The following is a 12,382-nucleotide window of genomic DNA, read 5'->3' as shown; positions in this document are numbered from 1 at the left end:
TGTTTATAAAGCATCAGTTGCTATCAACTGAGGGCGGGCTTTGCCGCCTTGGCGGGCAAGGCCAGCACCATCAGCGCCGAGATAAAAGCAAACAGCGCCGCCAGCACCCAGCAAAGGCTTGGGTTATGGCTGTAAATCAGGCCACAGGCCCAAGTGCCGATGGCGCCGCCTACCCCAAAACTGAGGCTCGCGTACAGCGCCTGGCCGGTTGAGCGGCGACTCACGTCAAACTGCTGATGAATAAATTGGATAGATGCCGCGTGCACCAAACCAAAGGTAAAGGCGTGCAGCAACTGACTTATCGACAGCCACATCAGGCTCTCTACGCCCCAGGCCATCATCAGCCAGCGCGCCGCAGTTAGCAGGGTACTGATAAACAGCAGTGACTTGAGGCCATAGCGGCCAAGGAGCCGTGGCGCCAACATAAACATGATGATTTCGGCTATTACCCCGAGGGCAACAAAGAGCCCTGCGGTCGCTTCGCTGTAACCGGCATTTTTAAGGTAAAGCACGAAAAAGCCGTAAAAAGGGCCAGCGCTCATCTGCAGTAAGATTGCCGAGGCTAAAAACCAGCCGATGGGACCGGCAAACTTTATCGGCACCTTGGTCTTACCCGTGCCAAGCTGCTGGCGATTGGCGGGCAGCGGCAAACAGGCCGCCAACATTCCGGCAAAAAGCCCCATGCCAAGGTATGGCAGAACTTCAGGCCCCCACTGGCCGATGGCAAACCCGGTGGCGACCACCAACACTATGTAACCAAGGCTGCCGAAACTGCGGATAACACCATAACGCTGCGGCTTGTCACCGAGGGTTTCCAGCGTAATGACTTCAAGCTGGGCAAGGATTGCATTCCAGAAAAAGGTATAGACAGTGAGGCTCACCACCATGTACCAAAAGGCACCGGGGTAGAAAAAGCTTAAGTAGGTCAAGGCGCCCGCACCGGCACCGATTTTAATCAGCTCGCTGCGCATGCCGGTTTTGTCGGCCACCATGGCCCACAGATTCGGCGCAACGATACGGGTTGCCATCAGGATGGCGAGCAGGAAACCGATTTCGGCGGCGCTGAAGCCCCGGGACTCAAAAAACACCCCAAGATACGGCACCATCACGCCGAGAATGGCGAAGAAAAAGAAATAACAGGCGCCGAGCCAGCGTAGCTGCACCTCGGCGCTCATGGGTTTGGCAAACAAGACTCTCTATCCTTAAGGACGCATCCCCAGCACAGGCGTCTGGCTGTGTACGCCCTGATTTTGCGCACGGTGTCTGAGCAAATGATCCATCAGCACAATCGCCAGCATGGCTTCAGCAATCGGCACGGCGCGAATACCGACGCAAGGGTCGTGGCGGCCCTTGGTGACCACTTCGCCCATTTCGCCCTGCACTGTCATGCTTTCACCTGGCACGCTGATACTGGACGTAGGCTTAAGCGCCATGTGGGCCACAATTGGCTGACCGGATGAAATGCCGCCCAGTACGCCGCCGGCATGGTTGCTGGCAAAGCCTGCGGGCGACATCAAATCACGATGCTCCGAGCCCTTTTGAGTGACCACCGCAAAACCATCACCAATCTCAACCCCTTTAACGGCGTTGATGCCCATCAAAGCATGGGCGATGTCGGCATCGAGGCGGTCGAATACCGGCTCGCCAAGGCCCACCGGCACATTGGTGGCAACCACACTCACCTTGGCACCGATGGAATCACCGGATTTTTTCAGCTCGCGCATGTATTCATCGAGCGCCTCAAGCTTGCTCTCATCGGGGAAGAAAAAGGCGTTTTGCTCGATTTGTGAGCGGTCGATGTGCTCGGCCGCAATGGGGCCAAGTTGCGACAAAAAGCCATAGATCTCGATGCCGTGAACGGCCTTGAGGTACTTTTTGGCCACGGCACCGGCGGCAACCCGCATGGCGGTTTCCCGCGCCGATGAACGGCCGCCGCCGCGATAGTCGCGCAGGCCATACTTTTGCTGATAGGTGTAATCGGCGTGTCCCGGACGGAACAAGTCTTTGATATTGCTGTAATCCTGGCTGCGCTGATCGGTATTTTCAATCAAAAGGCCAATGGAGGTGCCGGTGGTTTTACCCTCAAACACGCCGGAGAGAATACGCACTTCGTCGGGCTCACGGCGGGCCGTGGTGTAACGGGAGGTGCCGGGACGGCGACGGTCAAGGTCGTGCTGCATGTCGGCTTCACTGAGCTCAAGCCCGGGTGGACAACCATCGATAATACATCCAAGTGCAACCCCGTGACTTTCGCCAAAGGTGGTGACCACGAAATTCTGACCTATGCTGTTCCCCGACATCCGCGCAACTATCCTCTTGTTTGCTGGCCCCCACCTTAGGTGGAGGCTGATTGGCTTAATACCCCTGTAGTGTCCTGCCTTAACAGGACAAACCAATTATTCCCTATCTTTATAGATGGCGAACAGTGATTCATTTTCAACTAGCTGATCGCGGGTGAGCACAAACACCCCATCACCGCCGCGCTCGAAGCTGACCCAGGTAAAGGGCACTTCGGGGAATTGCTCCATCAAATGCACCATGGAGTTACCTACTTCGACCACCAATAGGCCGTGTGGCGTCAGGTAATCGGCGGCATTGGCAAGAATGCGCTTGGTGATGTCCAATCCGTCACGCCCAGACGCAAGGCCAATGGCAGGCTCGTGGTGATACTCATCAGGCATATCGCCAATGTCTTCTTCATCCACATAGGGTGGGTTTGAGACAATCAGGTCGTACTGCGGGCCTTTGGGAATGGCCGAGAAGAGATCTGACTGCATCGGGAACACCCGCTCAATCAATCCGTGCTCTTCTATGTTGATTTGCGCCACATCGAGCGCGTCGGTGCTGATATCAAGCGCATCGACTTCAGCGTCGTCAAAGGTGTGGGCGCAGGCGATGGCGATACAGCCGCTGCCGGTACACAAGTCAAGTACTCGCTCAACTGGCTTATTGTAAAGCCATGGGCCAAAACGGTTTTCTATCATTTCGGCAATGGGAGAGCGTGGCACCAGTACCCGCTCATCCACGTAAAACTCAAGCCCGGCAAAATAAGCGCGGTTGGTGAGATAAGGCACCGGCAGGCGCTCCCGCACGCGGCGGATAATCAGCTCAACGATTTTGTGCTTTTCGCTGCTGGTGAGGTTTGAGTTAATCACCTCACGGCCAAGCTCATTTGGCAGATGCAGCGCATGGAACACCAGAGCAACGGCTTCGTCCCAGGCGTTGTCGGTGCCATGGCCGTAGTACACCTTGGCATCGTTGAAACGGCTTACCGCCCAGCGCAGCATATCTCCAATGGTGCGAAGCTCGGTCACGGCTTCGTCGACAAATATCTTATCCAAAACAGGCTCCAATCCAACGACAGGTTTTGCGGGCATTGTAACTGAAGTCTGTTCACTTGGCACAGGATTCAATAAAATAGCGCCATGACCAAGATTATCTCCCATGAAGGCCTGGAAGACTTTCAGGCGCTGGTCGATGGCATCCGCCCTCTGACCCAGGACAAACAGCATTTCGGTACGCCGGTGAAAAGCCGCAGCGAGCTGAATGAGCAGGCGCCCAAGCTTGCCGTGTCCCATTACTTTTCGGATACCTTTCAGCCGCTGCTGCCAAGTGACGGGCCGATGCGCTGGCGCGCTGACCATGCCGACAATCTGGTGCTAAAACGCCTGCGCCGGGGTGATTATGTACCCGATCTTATTCTCGACCTGCACGGCATGCGCCAGACCGAGGCCAAACTGGAGCTTGCGGCGCTGATTGAAGCGGCTATCCGTGAAAGCAGCCAGTGCGTTAGCGTAATGCACGGCTACGGCACCGGGGTGCTTAAGCAGCAACTGCCGCTATGGCTTGCCCAGCACCCCAAGGTGCTGGCCTTTCATCAGGCACCCAAAGAATGGGGCGGCGATGCGGCGCTGCTGATCTTGGTGGACTTGGGGGAAGCGCCGTTTCGCCGCTGAGGTGGGTTTATTGCGCTGATGTGGTTTTATCGGGCTGATATGGTTTTATCGCGCCGATATGCGTCTTGATGTGGGTCTTGATCTGGGTCTAAATAAGATTGGGCCAGCCCCCCGAACGTGAGCTGGACTCATTCAAAACGCAAAAAGCAGCCAGAGGCTGCTTTTATCTTCAATAAATTTCGTTCACTCAGTCCGCTGTCGAACCCACTGCGTGCTTTCAGCTGATGGTGTGGGGATTGTGCATCCACACCTGATGGCACTGCTCGCCATGGCGGTCAAGCAAACAGATACCGGATGTGGCAAACAGCGGCGGTTCGACCCCGCGCACTAACTCACTGACCAGATAGCCAAGCAGCGGCATGTGGGCAATCACCAACACCTTGTCGGCCTTATACTGATCGGCATAGGCCTCAATCAAACTGGCAGCAGTGGCTGGATCGGATGACGGCGTCAAGTCGTCAATCGTCAGCCACTTACGCGGCTCCGGAAAATGAGTGGCAAGCTCCTGCCAGGTTTGCTGGGCACGCAGATAGGGGCTTACCAGCACCAAATCAAACTCGGTGACCAGACGGCTTAAAAAGTTACTCATGAGCCTGGTGTGGTAACGCCCGGTATCGGTCAGGGTTCTGTCCCTGTCTGATTGAGCCTGATAACCCGCTTCACCGTGTCTCATCAAAAATAGCTGCATACTTCTTTTCGCCGCCCCGCAAGTGATTTCGCGCCAATTGTAGCTTGGATCTGCCGACTGACAAACTGAAAAAGCGTTAATCTTTAGTCGAGCGACCGATTGAAGGTTTGCCAAAAACCTGTTTGGCTATCAATATATAACGACTGTCCGTCGCCGGAGACTCGCCTTGCCTGTCAATCCTGTCCCTATTACCAGCCCCAATGATCATCGTCAGTACCGCTACCGGCTGCTCGGCAATGGCCTGCGGGTACTGCTGGTGTCCGACAGTCAGGCAACCCAGGCTGCCGCTTCCATGGCCGTGAATGTGGGCCACTTCGATGATCCGCAGCAACGGCCCGGCATGGCGCACTTTTTGGAACATATGCTGTTTCTCGGAACCGAAAAGTACCCGGATCCTGCCGAATATCATGCCTTTATCAATCAGCATGGCGGCAACAACAACGCCTGGACCGGCACCGAGCATACCAACTTCTTTTTCACCATCAATGCCGAGGTGTTTGAAGAATCGCTGGACAGATTCAGTCAGTTTTTTATTGCGCCTTTATTTAACCGCGAGCTGGTTGACCGTGAGCGCCAGGCGATTGAGTCTGAGTACAGCCTCAAGCTTAAAGACGATGTGCGCCGCATGTATCAGGTGCACAAAGAAACCGTGGATCAGGCGCACCCCTTCAGCAAGTTTTCGGTGGGTAATCTTGAAACCCTGGGCGGCAGCGAAGACATGCTCCGCGAAGAGCTGCTCACCTTTTACCAGCAGCATTACAGCGCCAACCTGATGACCCTGTGTCTGGTGGCGCCGCTTGAGCTTAACGCCCTCGATGCGCTGGCCGAGCGCTATTTCAGCGCCATCGTTAATCACGATATCGGCAAAACCTATCCAGACATACCACTGTACAGCGAGGCGCAGCTTGGCACCTGGGTGCAGGCCATACCGCTCAAGGAGCAAAAGCGCCTCACCCTCACCTTTGCCCTGCCCGGCATCGACAATCTGTACCGGCGAAAGCCGCTCACCTTTATCAGCCACCTGCTTGGTAACGAAAGTGAAGGCAGCCTGCAGGCGCTGCTGAAAGACAAGGGCTGGGTTAATCAAATCTCCGCCGGTGGCGGGGTAAATGGCTACAACTTCAAAGATTACAATATCAGTTTTCAGCTTACCGACCGCGGGCTTGGTAAGCTTGATGACATAATCCGCTTAACCTTTGAATACATAGCACTGATAAAACAGCAGGGGCTGGAAGATTGGCGTTATCGCGAGCGGGCGAATCTGCTCAAGTTAGCCTTTCGCTATCAGGAGCAAATCAAGGCGCTGGATTTGGCCAGTCACCTGTCCATCAACATGCATCATTATGGCGTTGAAGATTTGATTTTCGGCGACTATCGCATGGATGGGCTGGATATCAATGAGTGCGAGGCGCTGCTTGCACGCATGAGCCCGGAGAATTTGCGGGTGCAGCTGGTGTGTCAGGAGCTTGAAACAGACCGTCAGGCGGCATGGTATTACACGCCTTATGGGGTTAGAAAACTCTGTGCCGACCAATTGTCGCGCTGGGCCGCCACCGGCGACTACTCAGGCCTTGCCCTGCCAAAACCCAATCCCTTTATTGTGGAAGATGCCCAGGCACGCCCCGATGCAAGCGACTCTATGGTACCGACCGTGGTGGCCGAGGCCGCCGGTTACCGGCTTTGGCACAAGAAGGATGATGAATTCAAGGTGCCAAAGGGGCATCTGTTTTTATCGCTGGATTCCGATCAGGCAAGCGCCGATCCGCGCCGCGCGGCCCTCACCCGCCTTTACGTCGAAATGCTGCTCGATTACCTCACCGAGTACACCTATCCGGCCGAGGTGGCAGGGCTTAACTACAACATTTACCCACATCAGGGTGGGCTGACGCTGCACCTCAGTGGCTTTACCGGCAATCAGGAGACACTGCTGGCGCTGCTTATCAACAAGGCGCGGGAGCGTAACTTCACCGAAGAGCGTTTTAATGTCACCAAGCGTCAGTTACTGCGAAGCTGGTATAACGCGGCGCAGGCTAAGCCGATTTCACAGCTTTTTACCAGCCTGACAGTAACCCTGCAGCGCCGCTCCTACGAGCCACTGCGCATGGCCGAAATGTTGGAAGAATGCACGCTGGACGATCTGCACGACCACGTGCGGGCGTTTTATGAAAAGATTTATCTTGAGGGGCTGGTTTACGGCGACTGGCTGAGGCGTGAAGCAAAAGCACTTGCCGAGCGGCTTAGCCACATTTTGTCGCTGGTCTCCACACCGAGCGGCGAATCGGCGCGGGAGTTGGTGGACTTGTCCGGCAAAGGCACAGTACTTCGCGAGCTTGCCATCAACCATCAGGACAGCGCGATTATCGTTTACTACCAGTCAAACGAAGCCAGCGCCGAAATGATGGCACTGTTTGCCCTGCTTAATCACACCATGTCGTCGACCTTTTTCCATGAACTCAGAACCGAGCAGCAGCTCGGCTATATGGTCGGCACAGGCTATCTGCCGCTTAACCGCCATCCCGGGATGATTTTCTATATTCAATCTCCGTCGGCTGCGCCGCTTAAGTTACTGCAAGCCATTGATGAGTTTATTGCCGATTTTAGTTACGCAGTAATGCAAATCACCAAAGAGCAATGGGAAGCGACCAAAATCGGCCTCATCAATCAGGTGATGGAGCACGATGCCAACCTTAAAACCCGCAGCCAACGCTACTGGGCGAGCATCGGCAACAAAGACTACGACTTTAATCAGCGCGAGCTGGTAGTGGCTGAAATTGAAAAGCTGACCCGCGCCGATCTGATTAAATTCATGATGCAGAAAATGCGCACCAAGCACGGCGATCGCCTGGTCTTATTCAGCACCGGCGAGCAGCACAAACAATTGCCGGCACTAAACTCCGACAACATGATCACCGACCTGCGAGCATTCAAGCTCCAGTCAGGCAAGTTTTCACTCTAGGCAGGACAATCTCTCTGTGACTACCAGCCCACGGGGATAGACTTTGGTAACGGCAGTCAGTTTCAGCACAGCGTTAGACTCAGCAACTGCTGAAACGGCTGAAACGGCTGAAACGGCTGAAACGGCTGAAACGGCTGAAACGGCTGAAACGGCTGAAACGGCTTTAGCATCGAAAGTTATGAGTCCTAACCTCGCGTCAAACAATTTGCCATATGTCGTTTCCCATCTTCTCTCCGCAAAAAGCAACTATTGGCTCCAAGACTTATTGCAAGAGTGCCATCAACCGCGACACAAGCACACGTTCGCACGCAAACCGCATATCGTCGGCTTTTTGCTCATCTAACTGGCCTGTAAAGAAAAATTCGTCTCAATCCTTTTGACAAAGCTCTCACTTTCTGAAAGAGTGGGATAATACCCAAGTGCAACCATAACTGCATAAAAACCAACAAAAACATATGCAAAAAGCCACTTTTTTTAAAATCATTCTGTTTTTCTGTCTTTCTTGGTCAGTTTTCGCACATCAAGAACTATCAGACAGTAGTGTACTGTCCGATTCTGCATTAACTTTCAATACTGACATATTTACTACCTCACAGGGCCTATCGCAAAATACAGTCACCTCTGTTGTAGAAGATCCCGACGGCTTTATATGGATTGGTACTCTCAACGGATTGAACCGGTTTGATGGTTCTGAATTTAAAAAATACTATGCTGATGAATATAAAAGTCTAGATAGCTCTTTTATTCATAGCTTAGAAGTATTTAATAATAGTCTCCTCATCGGGACAGATAAAAATCTTCTAAAGATGGACCTAGAAAACGAAACTTTTTCAAAAGTATTAGATATCGGTGAACCGGTAACGTATCTCAGGATCTTTGACTCTAAAATATTTCTTGGATCCGCTAGTTCATTTAAGGTTCTTAACAAAGATTTATCAACTGAATTTGAAATAAAAGATTCTAAGTTAGACTTCATAAAACAAGTTGTTAGTTTCAAAAACCGATATTACGTTAGAAATCATGACGGTTCAGTATTCTCAACTTCATCGTCCACGAAGAATCTAGAATTTATTACGAATGGAGCACTGTCAATTAAGTCAGATGTTAGTAGCCTCACCATATATAAAAGAGACGGTCTTTACAGAGTAAACGAAAACGTCAATATTGAGAAAATTGAAAGTAATAAATATGACTACATTACTGAAGCTGGAACAGCAGAAATTTCCATCTTGGGAAAGGTATTAACTTTAAAGGAAGGCGACAGTTCAGAGAATGGCATACTAGACGACTCTCTTCCTGTATTATCGCCATTACTATTTAGAGTAAGCAATGGCGCTATTATTGCCAGCATGAATAACGGCTTCTATTATGTACAGCGAAATAGAAACATTGTCAGAGTTGCAGTTGAACAAAAAAATAATAATATCTGGAATATTGAGAATTATAAAAATTCAATACTAGTTTCAGATGAAAGTTCAAAAATTCGGTTGTATAACCAAGAAAACCTAACCATCTTTGATTCCATAGAAACGTCGACAAATGGATTCAAAGCCACTGCAGTTATAGATGATAACACGATTGCGTACTGCACTGAAAATGGTATTTTTTTATATAAAAAATTAGAAAATACACATGAAAAGATATCAGAAAGACATGCTTACTCATTAGCATTTAGCCAAAGCTCAAACTCCTTGATAATTGGAACCAAAGACCACAGCATTACATCTCTAAACATCGAGAATCTTAATGAGAAAATAGTTTGGGATAGTAACTCCCCTATTTTTCAGATCAAGATAGACCATAGCACAAATAAAATTTATATATCACATCAAAAAGGATTAACACTTATCCGCGAAAATGGAGAGATTGAAAATCTTGTAATTAATAAGATTATATATGGAATAGAGTTTTTTGAACATAATATATTACTCGCATCCGGCGATGGTGTTTTATCATATGACACATCTTTAAATAAAACAACAAATCTAATCTCATCAGATACACCAATATATAGCATAGGTATATTTGACGATTTCATTTTTGCATCGTCCATCAATAAAATATATGTAATATCTCCATCATCAACCTACATATTGCAGTCTGAAAACGGAGCGCAAGGCGAATATAACAACCAAGGGTTTGGGACTTATGAAAACGGTGTCATTTTAGGTGGAATACAAGGTATTTCTGTAATAAACAAAAATAACCTTGAGAGTATAATTGAAGCAACACAAGGCAAGCTTGAAACGTCTTTAACAGGACTTTTTCTATTTAATGAAGAAGTAACCGAAACACAAAACATATTCGAAAAATCGATTAACCACTCCAATCTAATAAAGTTAAAATATTCCGACTATCCTTTTGCAATAAAATTTTCCACTCCGAAACATAATAATTCTAGCGTAATCCATTATTATAGACTCGCTGGACTTTCCGATGAATGGGTTAGTACTAAATCTACCAGAATGGCCACATACACGAATTTGTCACCAGGTAGGTATACCTTTGAAGTGTATGCAAAAGATGTGCTCAGTCAAAAATCTGGTCCAGTTAAGTCCATTGCTATCGTAATTACTCCACCTTGGTGGATGTCTGCGGAAGCCAAAATCGCATATGCACTATTCACAATGTTGATCTTGGCATTGATTCTTAAGTCAGTCCTAAAGAAACGTGAAGTTCAACGCCAGATTGCCATCAGTGAAGAGCGCTTAAAACTGTCACTCTGGGGCAGCGGTGATGAAATGTGGGACTGGGACATAGAAACCGGCAAAATCTACCGCTCAAATATTTGGGGTTCGTTGGAGTTCCCGAAAGATGGCCACAGATCAGGCCGTACTGACGAAGAAAGCAATATACACCCACAGGATCAGGAGCGGGTCCGCGAAGCACTTAACCGTCATTTTTATGGCGAAACCGATCACTTTGAAGCGGCATACAGGGTGAAGGGCAAGGATGGGCAGTGGGTATGGATCCTTGACCGCGCGAAAATTGTAGAGCGGGATGACAGTGACCATGCCCTGCGTATGACCGGCACCATCAAAAATATTAATAACTTCAAACTGGCCGAGGAGCAGCTTAGGCTGTTTGAACGTGCAATTGAAAACATCTCTGAAGGGATGTTTATATTGGACAGCGATTTTCGCTTCGTCGAGGTTAACGAGGCTTGCTGTGACATTTGCCTTATCGACCGGCAGGGATTTCTCGGCACTACCCTCGCCTTTTCCTGCTACCCAGAAGCATATTCCGAGCAGGTGCGAATAATTTTACGCCAACAAGGAAGTTGGAGTGCCGAAATTGAATCCAGACGCGGTGATGGTTCCATATTTCTGATGGAGCTTACCGTCGACGCCATTTACGACGAGCAAGGCGCACTCAGTCATTTTGTTGGCGTATTTTCCGATATTTCACGCCGCAAGCAACAGGAAGAAGAGCTTAGAAAACTGACCAACAATGATTTGCTCACGGGATTACCCAACCGCTCCAACTTGCAGGTATCGCTGAGCAACCTGGTCAAAAAAGATACCCATCATACTCTGATGGTTTTGGACCTGGATAACTTCAAGAAAATTAACGACTCCCTCGGTCACCAGATTGGTGATGAATTACTGCTGATGGTCGCAAACCGTATGTCTTCGGCTTTGCCGCGCCACACCAGTTTGTACCGCCTCGGTGGGGATGAATTTGCGATTTTGGTGGATAAGCAGCCCGATATCGGCGCATCTGCCGCCATCGCCAAAGGCGTTATCGATGCCTTTGAAATGCCGTTTGAACTTGCCGGTGAAAAATTAGTTGTCGGCGTCAGTATAGGTATTGTGCTTTACCCGGAAGATGAACAGAACGAACAGGCCTTACTGCGAAAAGCCGACATCGCTATGTATCACGCCAAGTCGGCAGGTGGTAACCGCTATCAGTTTTATTCTGAGTCGTTAAACCGCAATGCCATGCGCCAACTGGAAATCGAGAATCTTATCCGTGAAGGACTCAGGGACGATTTGTTTGAAGTCTATTACCAGCCGAAAGTCGACCTCAGAAATTCTCGCCTTGCTGGTATGGAAGCCTTGGTTCGCCTGGTGCATCCGGTTCATGGCCTCATTCCGCCTTCTGAATTTATCCCTCTTGCTGAAGATACCGGATTAATAGTCGAAATCGGCGACTTGGTGCTTCGTAAGGCCTGTTTCGCCGCGCAGAAATGGCGTGAACAGGGATTATTTAACGGCAGAGTGGCAGTCAATTTATCGTCACGCCAATTTGCCTTACCCGATCTTCAGCAGCGTATTGAGTCAATTTTACGACTCACCCGTTTGCCTGCCGCCAATCTTGAGCTTGAAATCACCGAAGGGACGGTAATTAAGCAGCCGGAAAAAGCCATCAAGGTAATGCAGCAACTCGCCAAGATGGGCGTAAGCCTGGCACTGGATGATTTCGGCACCGGCTACTCGTCTTTGTCATACCTTAAGCGCTTCCCTATCCACTGCCTTAAAATTGACAAGGCCTTCGTGGATGACATCGATAAGTCCGACCGGGATTTAAAGATGGTCGATTCCATCATCACCATTGCCCACAACATGGGGCTGACGGTGGTGGGAGAAGGCGTGGAAGCGCCCGCGCAGCTCAACATACTGCGCGCACTAAACTGTGAAGAAATTCAGGGTTACATCTACAGTAAAGCACTGCCTGAGCATGAATTTGGCGCTCTGCTTGAGCGCGACTTCAGCGAGTTTATCAATCAAAAATTCCATCAAAGATAAAATGTCGTGCCAAGGTTAAAAACTTGGCACGACA

8 protein-coding genes are annotated in these 12,382 nt (G+C 50.0%); 4 read left to right on the top strand and 4 right to left on the bottom strand.

Going from position 1 to position 12,382, the window contains the following annotated elements; all coding sequences use genetic code 11:
* Positions 1–23: 23 nt before the first annotated feature.
* From KJI95_RS17700 to prmB, 3 genes are all read right to left on the bottom strand, one after another.
* Positions 24–1,175, bottom strand: a complete 1,152-nt coding sequence (locus KJI95_RS17700) for an MFS transporter (protein ID WP_214508546.1) — start codon at positions 1,173–1,175, stop codon at positions 24–26.
* A 27-nt stretch (positions 1,176–1,202) separates the two neighbouring features.
* Positions 1,203–2,300: a chorismate synthase gene (gene aroC, locus KJI95_RS17695; protein WP_214508531.1), complete on the bottom strand. Its 1,098-nt coding sequence runs from the start codon at positions 2,298–2,300 to the stop codon at positions 1,203–1,205.
* Between the two features lie 96 nt (positions 2,301–2,396).
* A complete protein-coding gene (prmB, locus tag KJI95_RS17690) occupies positions 2,397–3,341 on the bottom strand; it encodes a 50S ribosomal protein L3 N(5)-glutamine methyltransferase (protein ID WP_214508530.1) in 945 nt (314 codons plus the stop codon).
* Positions 3,342–3,425: 84 nt separating this feature from the next.
* Between prmB and smrB the strand changes: the two genes are divergently transcribed.
* Positions 3,426–3,956 (top strand): endonuclease SmrB, encoded by a 531-nt coding sequence (gene smrB / locus KJI95_RS17685; protein WP_214508529.1) that lies wholly within the window; start codon positions 3,426–3,428, stop codon positions 3,954–3,956.
* Positions 3,957–4,173: 217 nt separating this feature from the next.
* On the opposite strand, the gene sixA is transcribed toward smrB, so the two are convergent.
* On the bottom strand, positions 4,174–4,644 hold the full coding sequence (sixA, locus tag KJI95_RS17680) for a phosphohistidine phosphatase SixA (RefSeq protein WP_214508528.1): 471 nt from the start codon (positions 4,642–4,644) through the stop codon (positions 4,174–4,176).
* Between the two features lie 166 nt (positions 4,645–4,810).
* Between sixA and KJI95_RS17675 the strand changes: the two genes are divergently transcribed.
* The 3 genes from KJI95_RS17675 (at position 4,811) to KJI95_RS17665 (ending at position 12,348) form a co-directional block, all read left to right on the top strand.
* Positions 4,811–7,600, top strand: coding sequence for an insulinase family protein (locus KJI95_RS17675; protein WP_214508527.1), 2,790 nt, complete (start codon positions 4,811–4,813; stop codon positions 7,598–7,600).
* A 43-nt stretch (positions 7,601–7,643) separates the two neighbouring features.
* The gene (locus tag KJI95_RS17670) at positions 7,644–7,943 is read left to right on the top strand and encodes a hypothetical protein (RefSeq protein ID WP_214508526.1); all 300 of its coding nucleotides are present in this window, start codon (positions 7,644–7,646) and stop codon (positions 7,941–7,943) included.
* 112 nt (positions 7,944–8,055) lie between these two features.
* Complete coding sequence (locus KJI95_RS17665) at positions 8,056–12,348, top strand: EAL domain-containing protein (protein ID WP_214508525.1); 4,293 nt, start codon at positions 8,056–8,058, stop codon at positions 12,346–12,348.
* Positions 12,349–12,382 lie beyond the last annotated feature (34 nt).

Source organism: Shewanella jiangmenensis, from assembly GCF_018596335.1.
Taxonomy (GTDB): Bacteria; Pseudomonadota; Gammaproteobacteria; order Enterobacterales; family Shewanellaceae; genus Shewanella; species Shewanella jiangmenensis.
The sequence above is the reverse complement of the archived record's forward strand: the minus strand, read 5'-3'. Positions and strand labels throughout refer to the sequence as shown.